Origin of the sequence: Streptomyces fuscichromogenes, assembly GCF_014645815.1 — a bacterium.
Lineage (GTDB): Bacteria > Actinomycetota > Actinomycetes > Streptomycetales > Streptomycetaceae > Streptomyces > Streptomyces fuscichromogenes.
The window spans coordinates 125,969-142,010 of the sequence record NZ_BMML01000022.1 but is presented as its reverse complement, the minus strand read 5'-3'; the positions used below and the strand labels follow the sequence as shown (position 1 = coordinate 142,010).

Below are 16,042 nucleotides of genomic sequence, written 5' to 3'. Positions count from 1 at the left end.
CGTCCCTTCCTCAGCCCTTGACGCCGCGCCAGGCCAGCGCGCCGCCGTCGACGACATAGGCGGCGCCCGTGATGAAGGCCGCGCTGTCCGAAGCCAGGAAGCAGACGAGCCGCGCCACCTCCTCCGGCCGTCCCAGGCGGTCCACCAGCTGTGGAGCCACCAGTTCCCGTGCCATCGCCTCGCGATCCTCCGCCGCGGCGAAGTACTCCTGCGTCAGCTGTGTGTCGATGACGCCGGGGCAGAAACAGTTGCAGCGCACCGGGGCCAGGTCGACCGCGGTGACCTTGGTCAGATGGATGACACCGGCCTTGGTGACGCCGTAGGCGGGGCAGTTGGGGAAGCCGACCAGGCCGGAGACGGAGGCGGCGTTGACGATGGCCGGGCCGCGGGTGGAGCGGCGGAGGTACGGTGCCGCGAACCTGGTCGTCAGCCAGACGGCCTTGAGGTTGACCTCGTAGACGGCGTCCCACACCTCCTCGGGAAGCGAACCGACACCGTGGTCGTGGCCGGTCGTGAACGCGGTGTCGATCACTCCCGCGTTGTTGACCAGCACATCGAGGCCGCCGAAGCGTTCCGCACACCGTGTCACCATGGCCTCGATGTCGTCGCGCACCCGCAGATCGCAGCCGACGGCCTCGGCCTTCGCCCCCTCGGCACGCACCAGGTCTGCGGTCTCCTCGACCGCCGTTTCGTCCAGGTCGGCGACGGCCACGGCCGAGGTGCCCTGCCGGGCCAGCTCCACCGCGATGGCCCGGCCGATGCCCCGGCCCGCGCCGGTGACGAGAGCGACCTTGCCCTTGAGGGAACCGTCCATGGTTCGCTCCCTTCCGCCGCGGATCCAGGACTGAACCGACTTCAGTTCATGGTCGGAGTCTAGATTCCCGCGGTGAGGGCGACAAGGAGTGCGCACCGGCGACTCTTCGGGAGCCTGGTGCCTTCCGGTCGGCGCCCTCGCCGGGAGGCGCCCCGTGGCGGGCGCCTACTTGAACTCGACTCGTCCGGCCGGATCCGTCCCGGTCGTCAGGTCCTCGCAGGCCGCCTGCCAGGAGTGGTCGCCGGGCGAGAGCTGGGTGCGCAGGTAGGCGGAGGTGAGCCGCCCGAGGGCGGCGACCCGCTGCGGGTTCTCGTCGGTGGTTTCGTCGGCGTCGTATCCGGAGATCCCGCCGAGCAGGTGCTCGGCGCCGAACAGGGTGAGCAGGGTCTTGGGGGCGGGGGCGAGGCGGTAGGGGTCGGCGTGCCAGTCGGGGCCGATGTCGGTGAAGTGCGAGGAGTCGTCCTTGTCGCCGGCGACCACCAGGGTGGGCGTGGTCATCGTGGCGAAGTCGGTGGTGTCGAAGAACGACACCATCTCGGCCATCGGTCCGTTGAGGACGTCGCCGCCCCTGCCGGGTGCGGCCAGCAGCACGCCCGCCTTGATCCGGGGCTCGCGCAGGTCCAGTTCCGCTCCGGTGTCGGGGTCGGTGGTCCGGGCGCCCAGCAGGAGGCTCGCGGTGTGGCCGCCGAGGGAGTGCCCGGCGACCGCGATCCTGTCGTGGTCGAGGCGCCCGGCGAGCTGGGGCACGGTCATCTCCAACGCGTCGAGCCGGTCGAGGACGTGGCTCATGTCCTCGGCGCGTGAGCGCCAGAAGAAGGGGGCTCCCGGAGCGTTCGCGAGCCGGTGGCTCAAGGTCCGGGAGCTGAGGTGGGTCGGCTGGACGACGGCGAATCCGGCGGCGGCCCAGAGGTTGGCGAGGGGGGCGTACCCGTTCAGCGAGGAGAGGTTGTTGGAGCCGCCGTGACCGTGCGAGAGCAGGAGGACGGGCAGCCTGGTGCCGGTGGCGGGCACCGAGACGCGGACCTGGAGGTCGACGGGGCGTCCGGGCACGGCCAGAACCACCGGGCTGTACGACAGGACGGGAACGGGCGAGCCGGAGGTGGCATCGGTGTCGGTGGAAGAACTCACGAGAGGGATTCCCTTCTGGAGCCTGCGCGGCCGCCGGTCCCGGCTGGGTGGTGGCGGGTGCGCAGGCGCGGGCCGGCCTCGGCCAGGACCGAAGCGGGACAGTGCTCCGTTTATATTCGGGACAGTGTTCCGCTTTGTCAAACGGTGCTGGGAAGGGCGGCTCCGCGCCCGCCGGGAGCCGGGCCGGGACGCGTCGGTCTCTTCGCCGGCTTCCCGGCACCGGGCACGGGCCCGCGGGAGAAGGGGTTCCGTGCCCGGACGGGCGTACGGTCTAGGCGGTGAACTCGTGGGTGCCGGAGCCCACGCGGTACACCGCGCAGCCGTCCTCCCGGCGCAGGAACGTGCCGTGGCCGTGGGTGACCGCCGCCGGGCCGGAGGCCGGGATCCAGACCTCGGCGGTCGTGTTGGGCGGCACCTGGCAGGTCAGGGTGAAGCGGCCGGACCGCAGCCGCCACCGGGTGGAGACGGGACCGTGGACCGAGGTGAAGGTGGCGCGGGCGGTGGTGACGGAGCCGCCCGGACGGGGCCGGACGACGATCTCGCGGTAGCCGGGCCGGCCCGCCGCGATGCCGGCGATGTTCGCGTACATCCACTCGCCCACCGAGCCGTAGGCATAGTGGTTGAAGGAGTTCATGCCCGGGTCCTGGAAGCTGCCGTCGGGCCGGATGGAGTCCCAGCGCTCCCACATCGTGGTGGAGCCCCGGTCGATCTGGTAGCCCCAACCGGGGTACGAACGCTGCTGCAGCAGACGGTAGGCGACGTCGGTGTGTCCCGTGTCGGTGAGGACGGGCAGCAGCCGGGGGGTGCCGAGGAACCCGGTGGACAGGTGCCAGTCCCGGCCTTCGATCAGCGCCACCAGCCGGTCGGCCGCCGCCTTGCGGGAGGCGTCCGGCAGCAGGTCCATCGACAGGGCGAGGACATACGCCGTCTGCGTGTCGCCCCGTACCCGGCCGTCGGAGGTGACGTAGGCGTTCTGGAAGGCCGTTCGGATCCGCCCGAAGAGGCCGCTGTACGGCGTGGGGTCCTCGCCGAGCTCCCCGGCCATCCGGGCCGCGAGGTCGGCGCCGTGCGCGAAGTAGGCGGTGGCGATGACGTCCTTGGGGGTGTCGTCGTCGACGTTCAGCCAGTCGCCGTAGCCCTCGGCCGGGCGCAGCAGTCCGTCGCTGTGCTGCTCCAGGTAGGTGAGCCAGGCCTGGACGGACGGCCAGGCGTCGGCGAGCACCTGCCGGTCGCCGTAGGCCTGGTAGAGGGCCCAGGGGACCGTGACACCGGCGTCGCCCCAGCCCGCCGTACCGCTGCCGAGGGTGCCGACCGCCGGTGCCACGTCCGTGAAGGCGCCCGCCGAGGTCCGCGAGTCCCGCAGGTCGACGAGCCACTTGGACAGGAACCTCGCCGACTCCATGGTGTAGGCGGCGGTCGGCGAGAAGACGTTGATGTCGCCGGTCCAGCCCAGCCGTTCGTCGCGCGCCGGGGTGTCGGTCGGTACGGAGAGGAAGTTGCCGCGCTGCCCCCAGGTGATGTTGTGGTGCAGCTGGTTCAGCATCGGCACGTCGGTCTCGAAGTCGAGGGTGAAGGGGGCGTCCGTGTGCATGACCCGCCCGGTGACCGCCCTCGCGGTGGGCGTGCCGGGGAACCCGGTCACCTCGACGTACCGGAACCCGTGGGAGGTGAATCGGGGTTCGTAGATCTCCTCGCCCCGGCCCCCGAGGGTGTACGTGTCCGTCGCCGCCGCGCTGCGGAGGTTGGCGGTGTAGACGGTGCCGTCGGGGTTGAGCACTTCGGCGTGCCGCAACCGGACGGTCGTCCCGGCATCGCCGGAGACCCGCAGCCGCACCGAGCCGACCATGTTCTGCCCCAGGTCGAACACGTGGACGCCGGGCTTGGGCCGGGTCACCGCCTTCGGCGTCAACTCCCGTTCCACGCGCACCGGTCCGTCCACCTGGGCGACGATCAGGCCCGGCCCGATGTCGCCCTCGTCCCGTACCACGAGCCAGCTCCCGTCGTCGAAGCCGGGCGAGGTCCAGCCGGGGGTCTCCCTGCGCGCGTCGTACGTCTCGCCGTTCAGCAGGTCGGCGGCGACGATCGGCCCGGCGGCGGCCCGCCAGTCGGTGCCCGAGGTGACGCGCTCACTGGTCCCGTCCGCGTACACGACCTCCAACTGGGCGAGGAGCGCCGGGTGCGAGCCGTACTGACCGGGTCCGAACATGCCCACGTTGCCCGCGTACCAGCCGGGAGCGAGGTAGGCGCCCAGCGCGTTGGCGCCCGGTCTCAGCAGGTCGGTGACGTCATACGTCTGGTACTGCACCCGGGTGCGGTAGTCGGTCCAGCCCGGGGCGAGTTGGTCGGTGCCCACCCGGCTGCCGTTGAGATGGGCCTCGTACAGACCGAGCGCGGTCGCGTACAGACGGGCGCGGGCCACCTTCCTGCGCGGCAGCCGGAACTCGCGGCGCAGTTGGGTGACGGCGTACGACACCGGAACGACCTGCCCCCAGGGGCCGCCGCCCCAGGCCGCCGCCACCCTGGCCGCCGGCCAGTCGCTGTCGTCGAAGCCCGACTCCGTCCAGCCGTCGGCGGGTTGCTGGTCGACGGCCCGCCAGGAGGCGTCCGTGAACACCTTCCGCTCACCGGTGGCGGTACGGACCACGAGGACGGCGAGGAGCCCGGCCGGGCCCACGGTCGCATTGGTGGCGGAGACGGCGACAACGTTGTCTCCCGCGCGCACCTGGTCCAGTACGTCGATGACGGCCGGGCGGCGCCAGTCCTCGTTGTCGGTGTCGAGGTCGGTGTGGGCCACCTCGACCCCGTTCACGGAGACGGTGTAGACGTTGTCGGCGGTGATGGCGAGCGTCGCCGCCGTGATCCCGGCGGGCAGTTCGGCGCCACCGCGGAACCAGCGGGTGGCGGCCGGCACGCTGCTCGTCGGGTCGCCCTCGGGAAACCAGATCCACGAACCGCCCGCGAAGGACGGCGCGTCGGTGAGGCTCGCCGGGGCGGAGATCCAGTCGGCGGTCCACTGGCCGGTGTCCATGAGCCCGGTCTCCCACCACGAGGGCTCGCTCCAGCCGGAGGCCCGGCCGTCGCCGTCCCACACCCGCACGGACCAGTGATACCGGGTGCGGGGCTTCAGGGCGGGGCCGGCGTACGGCACCAGCGCGGACTCGGCGGACGTGACCCTTCCGCTGTCCCAGACGTCCGGACGCGCCAGTGCGGACCTGCTGGTGGCGACCCGGACCTGGTAGGCGCTCTGCCGCACATCCGTCCCGTCGGCGGTCAACGGCCAGCTGAGGCGGGGGTGCTGGGCGTCGAGGCCGAGAGGGTGCCGGACGTACTCCACGCTCGGCCCGGCGATGCGCGGTCCGGCGCCCCGCGCCTGGCTCCGCACCGGTCCGGACCCGGGCACGGCCACCGCCGACCCACCGTCGACCGCCGCCGCCATGACGGTGGCGGCGGCGGTCGCGAGAATGTTCCTCCTGCTGATCACTACGGCTCCTCACGCACGGGGATGGTAATGAATCGATTCAGAACGAAGAGGCGTGGAAAACGTAGAGCCGGGCGAGGCGGGGGTCAATCGTCGTGCAAGGGTTTTTCTCGCGTGGTCAGTTCGCGGCGTCGAGGCGCCTGCGGGGCCGGGGGGCGGCGGCGGACGAGTTGAACGGTTTCAATCCGACTGGGGCGCGGGCTCGGTCACCAGGGGTGCCGGACGGCTCCGGGGCGGCCGGCCGCCGTGAACCTTCAGTTCGTCAGGATGCCGTGCAGCAGCAGGTCGATGAGTGGCGCCGTGAGGTCCGGTCGGCGCTCGGTGTCCGCCATGACGCTGATCCCGCCGAGCGCCATCAGGACATCGTGCGCTTTCGCCTGCGGCCGGACCGCGCCCTCGCTGTCTCCGGCGGTGAGAAGCCGGCCTACCGCCGCGGCGAGGTGGGCGCGGGTCTGCTGCCGCTCATCGTCGTCGGTCAGCACCACGCGCAGCGCGTCGGCCATGCCGTGCTTGGTGGTCATGAAGTCGACGAAGCGCTCCATCCACGTCCGCAGCGCCTCCTCCGGGGGGAGGGCGGCCGCGAGTTCGGGGGCCGCCTCGCACAGGATCCGTACCTCGTGCCGGTACGTCGCCTCGATCAGCAGTTCTTTGGAGGGGAAGCGGCGGTAGAGCGTGCCCACGCCGACCCCGGCCTCGCGGGCGATGTCCTTGACCGAGGCGTCCGCTCCCTCGCGCGCGAACGCGGCCGCCGCGGCCCGCAGCAGCCGGTCCTCGTTCCGCTGCGCGTCGGCTCGCAGCGGCCTGTGCCGCTGCCCGGTGTCGCCCTCGTCGTCGGTGGCCAATTCCGGCTCCCTTCCCTCGCGCTTGCAAACGGAACCGGTTCCGCTTATCGTTCCGATGTAACCGGAACTGGTTCCGGTTGTGAGGCTACCGTGCCTGCCGCCGCCGGGCGAGCGGTCACGCACGGTCGTCCGCAGTGACCACCGCGGAGGGAAGGAAACCCTTCTGCGACGACGTGACGGTGCCGGTCAACGGCGGTGGAGCCGACGTCGGTGTCGGTGTCGGTGTCGGTGTCGGTGTCGGTGTCGACGTCGGCGTCGGCGTCGGTGTCGGCGTCGGCCGGATCCGGGCACTCGTGCCGGCCGCGACGGCCACGCCGTTGCCCTCCCGCCGGCCCGGGACCCGCTTCGTCCACGGCGCCGACACCGACGGGCAGCCCCGTCCACGTACCGCACAGCACAGGCCGACCGGGCGTTGCCGTACGGCTCGCGCCGCATATCGGTCGCCGGCGCATCCGGGACCTCCTCGTGAAGGGACGGGCGGGACGGAGCCGGGCGGGACCCCTACGACCAGCGGCCGGTCAGCGGCCGCGACCACACCACAGGGAGAAGGAAACATGACCGCACGACTCAGCAGCACCGTGGCGCTCGTGACCGGCGCGAGCAGCGGGATCGGCGAGGCGACGGCCCGAAGCCTCGCCGCCGAGGGCGCCGCGGTCGCCGTCCTGGGACGGCGCCGTGAGCGGCTGGAGCAGCTCGCCGACAAGATCCGGGCCGACGGGGGCACGGCACTCGTGGTGGAGGCGGACATCACCGACCAGCGGCAGGCCGCCGCCGCGGTGGGCACGGTGGTGGCCCGGCTCGGCCGGCTGGACACCGTCGTCAACAACGCGGGCTTCATGGGCGTCGGGCAGTTCGCGGACTCGCCGATCGAGGAGTGGGAGCGGATGATCGGGGTCAACGTCCAGGGGCTCCTCCACATCACCCACGCCGCGCTGCCCCATCTCCTGCGCGCCGCGGAGGACCCGCCGCGACGCGTTGCCGACCTGGTCAACATCAGCTCCACGGCCGGCCGGGTCGCACGGCCCGGCACGGCCGTCTACAACCTGACGAAGTTCGGCGTCAACGGGTTCACCGAGGCCCTGCGGCAGGAGGTCATGCACAAGCGTGTGCGGGTGAGCGTGGTAGAGCCCGGCACGGTGGACACCGAGCTCGGCACACACCTCCGCGACGGTGTGCGGCAGGCCGTCGAGCGCCAGATCGAGGGCATGGAACTGCTGCGCCCCGAGGACATCGCCGACGCCGTGTCCTACATCGTCACCCGGGACCGCCGGGTCGCCGTCAACGAGGTCCTCGTACGCGCCGGCGAGCAGACCTGGTGACAGCCGACGAGCGGCGTGCCCGACCGCCCACCCCTGCGCGGGCCGAGGGCCGCCGAACCGGTCGACGAGCGGGCCGCGCGAGGGACGGCCGCGCCGCGTCGGGTGCCGAGGTCTGGCGGCCCGGCGGCCGCGCAGGTGGCGTCATGTCAGATGTGGTCCCGTCCCTCGCGCATGGCCGCGAGCCGGGCCATTTGCTCGCCCATGCCGCGGGCTCCGGCCAACGGCGTCCGGACGTGCGGCCAGACGGAGCGTACGAGGCTGACGTGTCGTGCACCGCCGAGGGCCACCACCGGGTCGAGGCCGACGATGTCACGCAGGGTCGCCTGCTCCAGAAGGACCTGGCTCGTCACCGCGTCGGCCGCGCCATGGGGTGTGTCGTACGGCTCGATGACGTCGTCGAGGTCGAGGAGCCCGTGGCGCGCGGAGAGAATGAGCAGCCGGTCGGGTCGCAGCGCGTCGGCCGCCTTGCGGCATGCCCGGTGATAGGAGCCGACGTACATGTCTGCCGAGCGTGCGGGCGAGCCCAGTTTGCGGCTGCCGCACGGGATGACGACGAGTCGTGGCTCGAAGGAGCCGAGATGGTTGTTCGCGGTCATGTGTGTCGTCCTGTCTGTGCGTACGGCCCAGGTGGTTGTCCGAAGTTCCCGCGTGCGCGGGGGCGCGGGTGCGCGGAAGCCAGGGGCGTGGGGGCGCGGTGTGGTGGGACCGGCGTCGTCCCGGCCATGAGAAGGGCGGGCGCCGTTTTCATGGCCGGGACGACGCCGCCGCCCCTGCGGGTCAGACCACGCGTTGCCGGGTGTCGGCCGGCATCGTCGGAGTCTCGGCCGGTGCCGGGCGGATCCCGACGAAGCCGAGGAACGCGCCGAAGGCCGTCACGCCGGCCGCGATGGCGAAGCTGAAGGCGTCTCCGTGCGCGGCGGCCGTCATCGGGTCGGCGCCCGCGTGCTGGAGCGCGGCGGCGTGGTCGGTGCCCAGGGAGACCAGGGCGGCCAGCCCGATGGCGCTGCCGATCTGCATGGAGGCGTTGTTCATGCTGGTGGCGATGGCGGCGTCCTCCCCGGTGGCGCCGTCCACTCCGGCGACGGTGGATCGTGTCCGGCCCCTCGTACGCCTCCACCTCGGTGATCCGCACGACCGTCACGCCGCGCCGTGAGCGCGAGACCACGAGAGCCCCCAGCAGTTCCGGAGCGACCTCCAGGGCGCGCCGGTCGAAGAAGTGCTCGCGCAGGGCGGGCCGCCCTGGCGACACCGCCTCCGGCTCGTCGAACGCCCGCAACTGCTCGTGATCGGCCCCGGCCACGTCCGGGACCGCCCAGTTCTCCGCCAAGCCGCTGCCTCCTGTAGAGGTTCGGGGGCGCGGGATCCCGCACCCCACCGTTGCAGCGCTCGCCTCACGTCACCCCATGGCCCGAGAAACGGCCCTGAGGCACTCGGATATGGACGTGACCCGCCGCCGGGGCGGTCCATGCGGCCGCCGACGGTCAGGTCGGCTCCGCCGGCCGGCACACGACAGCCGGCCTGAGTCCCGACGCCCGAAACGCAGTGAAATGCGCGGACACGTAAAATGCTGCCATCGCGAGAGCGGCCGGAGGATGCGCCATGGCCGAGATCACCTGCCGCAGGATCGGTGAGCAGACGCCTGCCGAGGCACGCCGGGTCGACAAGCGGGTGCTGGTCGACCGGATCTGGCCGGACGGCATGCGCCGACAGGGCGCGGCGCTCGACGAGTGGCTCCGGGAGGTCGCACCCTCCGCCGAACTCCAGCGCTGGTACGGCCGCAACCCGCTGCAGTTCGACGAGTTCCGCCGCCGCTACCTCACCGAACTCGGCGATCAACGGCACCGGCACGCGGCCGCCCGGCTGCGAAGTCTGGCCGAGCACCGCAGCCTCACCCTGCTGACCGCCACTCAGGACACGGGCCACAGCCACGCCGCCGTCCTCGCCGAATGGCTCACCGAACCGGGCCCTCGCGACGAACAGCGTCCGGTTGCCGTGCCTCCCGAGCCCGGACACAGCGGTTCCGGCCCGGCCGAGCACAGAAGTTCCCGCCCGCCCGGACAGCGGGCCGCCGTCTCCGCCGCCGTGACCGACCTCAACGCGGGCGCGCTCGCATTCGTCATGGGTACCGGCATCGTCTCCACGGCCCTGTACGTCATCGGCGCCGGAACCGCCTCCGCCGTACTGCTGTGGGTGGCCCTCGTCGGCTTCGCGCTGCTGGTGCCCGCCTACGGCTGGCGGCTGCTGCGCCGCCGCGAGCGGTTCGTCGCGGACCTCGTCGGGCCGCGCGGCTTCGCCTTCCTCACCCTGGCCATCTCCGCCAACGTGCTGGCCGCGCGTCTCGTGCCGGACGGCCACACCGCCGTCGCCGGGGCGTTCCTGGCCTTCGGGACGCTGGGGTGGCTGCTGCTGGACTACGGTGTTCCGCTCGCGCTGATCACCACTTTGAAGCGAGGTCCCTCGCTCGACCAGGTGAACGGCACCTGGTTCCTGTGGGCGGTGGGATCGGAGTCGGTGGCGGTCGCGGCGGCCTCGCTGGCCCGGGTGACCCAGGGGCACCTGCTGCCCGTGCTGGCGGTGGTGTGCTGGGGTGTCGGGCTGATGCAGTACCTGCTGGTCGCGGCCATCGTCCTGACCCGGCTGCTGGCCCGGCCGGTGCAGCCGGAAGGCCTCATGACATCCGTCTGGATCTTCATGGGGGCGGCGGCGATCGCCGTGCTCGCCGGTGTGCGGCTGATCGCACTTCCGCCGGGCAGCACGATGCTGTCCCGCCCCCTTGTCGTCGGGTCGTCCGTCGTCCTGTGGTCGTTCTCCAGCTGGCTGATCCCGCTCCTGCTGGCGCTGGGCGTGTGGCGGCACGCACTGCGCCGCATTCCGCTGCGCTACGAGCTCGGCTGGTGGAACCTCGTCTTCCCGGTCGGTATGTACGCGGTCACCACGCACGAGCTGGGACGCGCGACCGGAACCTCGTGGCTGACGGATGCGGGCCGCTGGGAGGCCTGGGTCGCCGCGGCGTTCTGGGCCGTGGTGTTCGCCGCCATGGTGGCCGCCAGGCTCCGGCCCCGCCGCAGCACCGCCCATGGCTCCGCTGCCGGGACGGGACCCGCGGCCCGCCCGCGGAGCGCGGCCTCGGCACCGCCTCCGCCTCCGCCTTCGCCGTAGATGCCGGTCCCGGCACGTACGTCAGCGCCCACGCCGCCGGACAGCCACGTGGCGCAGGGAGTGCCAGGCGACCACCGCCCAGGCGGCGACGAGCAGGACGTACAGGACGACGGCAGTCCAGACGAACAGCTGCGAGCCGGTCCGGGTGGCGAGCGCGCTGGTGCCGGTGACGGCGGCGCCGAGGGGGAAGATGAAGGACCACCAGGTGGGTGCGAAGGGCAGCCCCCTGCGGACCTCCCGCACGGTCAGCGCCGTGGCCAGTACCAGCCACAGCAGGGCGAAGCCCCAGATCCCGAGCCCGCCCAGGAGCGCCGCGACCGCGGTCCCGCGCGCGTACGGGGCGGGCAGCGCGCTCGGTGCCGCCGTGGCCAACGTGCCCAGCGCCGTGACCGCCTGGTCCAGCGCCCCCACCCCGATCCACACCGTGGGCACCACCGCACCGCCGGGCGCCTCGTGATGCACCAGTCGGCTGTACACCATGGCCAGCACCAGCAGGACCGCGACCAGTCCGAGGCCGAGCATCGCGTAGCAGCTCAGCACCAGGGCCAGCCGTACCTGTCCGGCCGGTGCCCGCGGGACGAGCAGCGCGCCCGTCGCGGCGGAGACCAGCGGCGGTACCACCGGCAGCAGCCAGCCGCCGAACGCCGCGTCCGGGGTGAAACGGTGCCGCGTGACCATCAGGTACGGGACCGTGCAGGCGGTGGCGAGGCCCAGCACCGTACCGGCCGACCACAGCACCCAGTCCACGTCCACCGCCGCCCGCTCCCCGATCAGCCGTCGGCCGAGCAGCAGTGTCCCGGCACCGACGGTGAGCAGCGCCATCGGCGGCGCCCCGAAGAACTGGGCCAGTACCGGATCACCGGCATGCACCCGGAGCCTTTGCTGCGCGACGTAGTTGCCGGCCAGCACGGCCAGCAGCAGCGCGGCCCCCGCCCAGACCGCGGTGGCGGCCCCGCCGAGCCCGGGGAATCCGCGGGGCAGGGTGGCGGCCGCGGCCGCCACGATTCCGCTGCCCATGACGGCCGCGAACCAGCTGGGAGCGAGATCGCCCCGTCGCCTGCCGTGCGCCCCGGCCGGGCGGTCACGGGCATGTACGGACCGGCTCGGAACCGGGTCGCCCTGGGACAGGATCGGCCGGCTGGTACTGGAGTGGGGTGCCACGGTGCGCGGTGCCTTCCCTTGTCGTGTCGGATTCGCCACCGCCCACCACTGGTGACGGTGACCGGCCGACCGGCCGGACCGCACCCGGCAGCGCACGGGGACACGGCAGGGACCGTCGGCCCGTCTGTGCCTGCGACGCTATGGCGCGGCCCGGCTTCCGCCACAGAACAGCGCGCGCCATGACACCCTCACACCAGGACATCGCGACACCGGGCGGGTGGCACCGTCGTGACGCCCCACCTCGGGTTTGAAAATCAAACCCGTGAAGCCTAGGGTGGGAGCCGGTCCCTCCGGGAGGCGCACGATGAAGGACATGCCGTCAGGCAGGAAGCCGCTGCTGGTGACCGTGCTGGTCTTCCCCGGCGTACGACTGCTCGATGTCACCGGTCCGATCGAGGTGTTCGCGACGGCCAACGAGTTCGGCGGTCGTTTCCGCGTCCGCATGGTCTCCCCGGACGGCGCCGACGTGGTCACCGCGGCCGGCACCGGACTGCACGTCGATCTGGCTGCCGCGCAGGTGCAGGAGGCCGGTGACGTGGTCGTCATCCCCGGTGGCCCCGAGTGGCCCTCCCTCATGAAGGACGACGCCCTGCTGGACGCCGTGAAGGCGCTCGACGCACACAGCTGCCGTACCGCGTCCATCTGCACCGGCGCCTTCCTTCTCGCCGCGGCCGGGCTGCTCGACGGACGCAGGGCCACCACGCACTGGCGCTTCGCCGACCAACTCGCCCTGCGCTACCCGCAGGTGACCGTGGAAGCCGATGCCCTGTTCGTACGCGACGGCCACATCATGACCTCCGCGGGCGTCAGTTCGGGCATCGACCTCTCGCTCGCCCTGGTCGAGGAGCACCTCGGCGCCGATGTCGCCCGCGCCGTGGCCAAGGACATGGTCGTCTTCATGCAACGGCCGGGAGGCCAGTCGCAGTTCAGCGTCCGCACCCACACTCCACGCGCGAGACAGGAGATGCTGCGCCGGGTCCTGGACGCGGTCGCCGAAGATCCGTCTGCCCCGCACACCCTTGCCGCCATGGCGCGCCGGGCGGGTGTGAGCCCCCGTCACATGACGCGGCTCTTCCACGACGAGATGGCCACGACCCCGGCCCGCTACGTGGAGCAGGTCCGTATGGAGGCCGCCCAGGCGATGCTGGAGGGGAGCGACGACCCCATGGCCACGGTGGCGCGGCGCACCGGCTTCGGCTCGGCGGAGTCGCTGCGCCGGGCCTTCACACGCAACCTCGGCGTCACACCGGGGGCCTACCGGGCACGCTTCCGCACCACGCACACCGCGGCCGACGACAAGGGCGCCTGACGACAAGGGCGCCTGACGCCCCGGAGACATCCTGCGAGCACAGGCCGTTCGGGCCCGGCTCGGAGATGTCACTTCGGGCAAGCACGGCCGGGTCGAACCGGGCTTCGCCGCCGCCGATGTCCCTGGTGACGGTGACGCTGGTCGCGCGCACCCCCGTTCCCGCGAGACGGACCCTCCTCGCGGGAGGCGGCTCTCGGGGGCACCCTGGTCAGCCGCGCTCCGGGTGTCACTCTCTGCGGTGAGTCCGGTCGTGGGGCGGATCCCCGGCCCGTTCCGCGCTCGGCGGCGCCGACGGACGCACACGGTCCGAGAGGGGGCCGTCCCTAGGGCGCGGTGCGATAGAACTCGGCCGCGGTGACGGCGGCGGGCACGCCGAGTTCGGCGGCGACCGCGGTGATCGCGGCCTCCCCGACCGCGAGGTCCGCCTGGCCGTCGGTGGTGTAGTGCGGTGCGATGAACGTGTCGTAGTGCGCTCTGATCTCGTCCGGGGTGTGTCCGCCGAGGAACGTCTGCATGTGGCGCACCGTGGTGTCGGGGTCCTCGTGGATCACCTTCAGGGCCCGCCGGTGCGCCCGCAGCACGGCCTGCACCGCCGGGTCGTCCGGGTCGGTGCAGGTGGTGTCGACGGCCAGGCCCACGGTGGGGATCCGGAAGTGGTCGCCCACCCAGGCCAGCACCTGCCAGCCGTGCTCGGCGGCCACCGCCTCCGGCGCCATGGTGCTGCCGACCAGCGCGGCGTCGATCTCGCCGGTGCGGAGCCGGCGCAGGTCCATGCCGTAGTCACCGGGAGCCCGGACGATCGTCCGGATGTCCCGGTCCGGATCGAGACCGGCCCTGCGCAGCACGATCCGGGCGAAGCACCCGGGGGCCGTGTGCGGGGCGTGTACCGCCAGCCGCCGGCCGGCCAGGTCGGCCAGGGAGTTCAGACCGGGGCGGGCAAGGAACCAGAACAGCGGGCGATGGGTGTTGACCGTCAGTCCGACCCAGGGAGTGCCGTCGGTCAGCCGGGACAGCAGTGCCCGGCCGAGCCCGATGGTGGCGCCGCCGCGCAGTCGCTCGTCGCCCCAGGTACAGCCGTCGCGCAGCGCGACATGGACGCCCTCGTCGGCGTAGAGGTCCTCCTGGTCGGCGATGTACGCGGCCAGTTCCTCGTGCAGGCCCCGCCCGACGTAGGCAAGATCGATCATGTGCATGAATACGTTCCCTTGCTCGTGTCACCGGCACCCGCCCGTGACGGGCACGGACGCAGCGACGGCGAACCGTCAGTACATGGCCATTCCGCCGTTGACCGCGGCGGTGGTGCCGGTCATGAACGCGTTGTCCTCGTCGGCGTAGAAGGCGACCGCCAGGGCGACATCGGCCGGGTGTGCCAGGCGCGCCAGGGGAGTGGCGGCCACCTGCCGCTGCCTCGTCGCGTCGTCGAGCACGTCATCGGCGGTACGGGACTCCACCGGTCCGGGCGAGACGACGTTGACCGTGACGCCCTGCGGCCCCAGTTCCTGGGCGAGGTACCTGGCGAACTGCTCCAGCGCCGCCTTGGCCGTGCCCAGAGCGATCATGCCCGCCCGGGGCCGGCGGCTGAGGCCGGTGCCGAGGTAGATGATCCGGCCCGAGCCCCGTTCGGTCATGTGGGGCAGGACGGCCTTGGTGACCGCGTACGCCGCGTGCATCTCGGCGTCGAGTTTGCCGCCCAGTTCCTCCCAGGTCATGTCCTGGAACGACTTGACCGCGTACGGGATGAGCGCGTTGTGCACGAGCACGTCGACGCCGCCCCACGCGCCCTGGACCTGCTCGACCATGGCGTCGACCGCCGCCGCGTCGCGGACGTCGGCCGGTACGGCCATGGCCATGCCGCCGGCGGCCTCGATGTCGGCCACGAGTTCCTCGGCCGCCTTGGTGCTGCTGAGGTAGTTGACCACCACGCGCATGCCTCGCCCGGCGAGAACACGTGCGGTGGCCGCGCCGATTCCGCTGCTGGCCCCTGTCACCAGGGCCACCCTGCCGGCTGTCCCGGTCATGGGTTCACCTCCTTGTCATCGTCACGGGCTGCCGGAATGGCCGCCCCGAGTCGAACGTCCTCGCCGCCGGTGCGGGTGGGGCGGATCGCTCCGTAGAGCACCGTGTCGACGGTGGCCCGCAGCAGTTCAGCCGCGGTCCAGTCCAGATCGTGCGGCAACCGGGAGGTGAACAGGCGCTCCAGCGCGCCGCGGGTGATCTCGAAGAGCAGTTCGGGAGGCGCGAGCAGCAGCCCCTCCCGGTGCCCGAGGCGGAACAGTTCGTCGATGCGCCGGTAGATCACCGTGTCGACACGCTGCTCCACGTACTGGCGCAGCATCGCGTCGCCGCCGCGTCCGGTGGCGAGCTGGGCCGCGCCGATCCGGCCGAGCTCGGTGCCCGCGGCGACCAGGAATCGCTGGACCCGCACATCGAAGGGCTGCCCTTCCGTGTCCTCGGCCGCGGCCAGCAGCGTGTCCTCCACCGCCGCGAACTGCCGGTCCAGCACCGCGGCCAGCAGGCTGCGCTTGTCCGGGAAGTGGCGATAGATCGTCTTCTTGCTCATCCCGAGCTCGCGAGCGAGTTCGTCCATGCTCACGGGCGCGAGGCCCGGCGCGAAGAACAGCCGACCGGCCGCCTCCACGATCACATCGACACGCCGCTCGCCACCCTCGGAAACTTTTGAAACTGAGTTAGTTTCCATATTTTCTCATCCTGGATACCCGCCTCTGTGCTGTCAAGACATGCCATTGCCTGCGCCCTCGGGCCAGCCGACGGCGGGCTTGAGGCCGGTACCGGCGGCGATGCCAAGGAATCGCGTCAGCGTTGGAGAACGAG

Annotated in this window: 13 protein-coding genes and 1 pseudogene; 3 read left to right on the top strand and 11 right to left on the bottom strand. The window is 72.3% G+C overall.

Going from position 1 to position 16,042, the window contains the following annotated elements:
• Positions 1-10 precede the first annotated feature (10 nt).
• The 4 genes from IEZ11_RS36875 to IEZ11_RS36860 all read right to left on the bottom strand — a co-directional run bounded on the left by IEZ11_RS36875 (position 11) and on the right by IEZ11_RS36860 (position 6,262).
• Positions 11-814, bottom strand: a complete 804-nt coding sequence (locus tag IEZ11_RS36875; RefSeq protein WP_189267350.1) for an SDR family NAD(P)-dependent oxidoreductase — start codon at positions 812-814, stop codon at positions 11-13.
• A gap of 165 nt (positions 815-979) precedes the next feature.
• Positions 980-1,942, bottom strand: a complete 963-nt coding sequence (locus tag IEZ11_RS36870; protein WP_189267349.1) for an alpha/beta hydrolase family protein — start codon at positions 1,940-1,942, stop codon at positions 980-982.
• A 271-nt stretch (positions 1,943-2,213) separates the two neighbouring features.
• Positions 2,214-5,423 (bottom strand): alpha-L-rhamnosidase, encoded by a 3,210-nt coding sequence (locus IEZ11_RS36865; RefSeq protein ID WP_229713589.1) that lies wholly within the window; start codon positions 5,421-5,423, stop codon positions 2,214-2,216.
• 251 nt (positions 5,424-5,674) lie between these two features.
• Positions 5,675-6,262, bottom strand: a complete 588-nt coding sequence (locus IEZ11_RS36860; RefSeq protein ID WP_229713588.1) for a TetR/AcrR family transcriptional regulator — start codon at positions 6,260-6,262, stop codon at positions 5,675-5,677.
• Positions 6,263-6,816: 554 nt separating this feature from the next.
• Here IEZ11_RS36860 and IEZ11_RS36855 point away from each other — a divergent pair.
• Positions 6,817-7,581 (top strand): SDR family NAD(P)-dependent oxidoreductase, encoded by a 765-nt coding sequence (locus IEZ11_RS36855; RefSeq protein WP_189267348.1) that lies wholly within the window; start codon positions 6,817-6,819, stop codon positions 7,579-7,581.
• A gap of 146 nt (positions 7,582-7,727) precedes the next feature.
• Here IEZ11_RS36855 and IEZ11_RS36850 read toward each other — a convergent pair whose 3' ends face one another.
• The 3 genes and pseudogenes from IEZ11_RS36850 to IEZ11_RS52595 form a co-directional block, all read right to left on the bottom strand.
• Complete coding sequence (locus tag IEZ11_RS36850; RefSeq protein ID WP_189267347.1) at positions 7,728-8,177, bottom strand: DUF6884 domain-containing protein; 450 nt, start codon at positions 8,175-8,177, stop codon at positions 7,728-7,730.
• 181 nt (positions 8,178-8,358) lie between these two features.
• Positions 8,359-8,655 (bottom strand): MFS transporter, encoded by a 297-nt coding sequence (locus IEZ11_RS36845; RefSeq protein WP_189267424.1) that lies wholly within the window; start codon positions 8,653-8,655, stop codon positions 8,359-8,361.
• 31 nt (positions 8,656-8,686) lie between these two features.
• Positions 8,687-8,830: pseudogene (locus tag IEZ11_RS52595) on the bottom strand (DNA-3-methyladenine glycosylase); the annotation flags it as partial.
• A gap of 350 nt (positions 8,831-9,180) precedes the next feature.
• On the opposite strand from IEZ11_RS52595, the gene IEZ11_RS36835 reads away from it, so the two are divergent.
• Entirely contained in the window at positions 9,181-10,740 is a 1,560-nt protein-coding gene (locus IEZ11_RS36835) for an SLAC1 family transporter (protein ID WP_189267346.1), read from the top strand.
• A gap of 21 nt (positions 10,741-10,761) precedes the next feature.
• Here IEZ11_RS36835 and IEZ11_RS36830 read toward each other — a convergent pair whose 3' ends face one another.
• A complete protein-coding gene (locus tag IEZ11_RS36830) occupies positions 10,762-11,901 on the bottom strand; it encodes a TDT family transporter (protein WP_373295017.1) in 1,140 nt (379 codons plus the stop codon).
• 313 nt (positions 11,902-12,214) lie between these two features.
• Between IEZ11_RS36830 and IEZ11_RS36825 the strand changes: the two genes are divergently transcribed.
• The gene (locus tag IEZ11_RS36825) at positions 12,215-13,210 is read left to right on the top strand and encodes a GlxA family transcriptional regulator (RefSeq protein ID WP_189267344.1); all 996 of its coding nucleotides are present in this window, start codon (positions 12,215-12,217) and stop codon (positions 13,208-13,210) included.
• A 323-nt stretch (positions 13,211-13,533) separates the two neighbouring features.
• Here IEZ11_RS36825 and IEZ11_RS36820 read toward each other — a convergent pair whose 3' ends face one another.
• The 3 genes from IEZ11_RS36820 to IEZ11_RS36810 form a co-directional block, all read right to left on the bottom strand.
• Positions 13,534-14,403: an ABC transporter substrate-binding protein gene (locus IEZ11_RS36820; RefSeq protein ID WP_189267343.1), complete on the bottom strand. Its 870-nt coding sequence runs from the start codon at positions 14,401-14,403 to the stop codon at positions 13,534-13,536.
• Positions 14,404-14,472: 69 nt separating this feature from the next.
• Entirely contained in the window at positions 14,473-15,228 is a 756-nt protein-coding gene (locus IEZ11_RS36815) for an SDR family NAD(P)-dependent oxidoreductase (RefSeq protein ID WP_189267342.1), read from the bottom strand.
• Positions 15,225-15,848 (bottom strand): TetR/AcrR family transcriptional regulator, encoded by a 624-nt coding sequence (locus IEZ11_RS36810; RefSeq protein ID WP_229713587.1) that lies wholly within the window; start codon positions 15,846-15,848, stop codon positions 15,225-15,227. Before IEZ11_RS36810 ends, IEZ11_RS36815 begins: the two co-directional genes overlap by 4 nt.
• Positions 15,849-16,042: the final 194 nt, after the last annotated feature.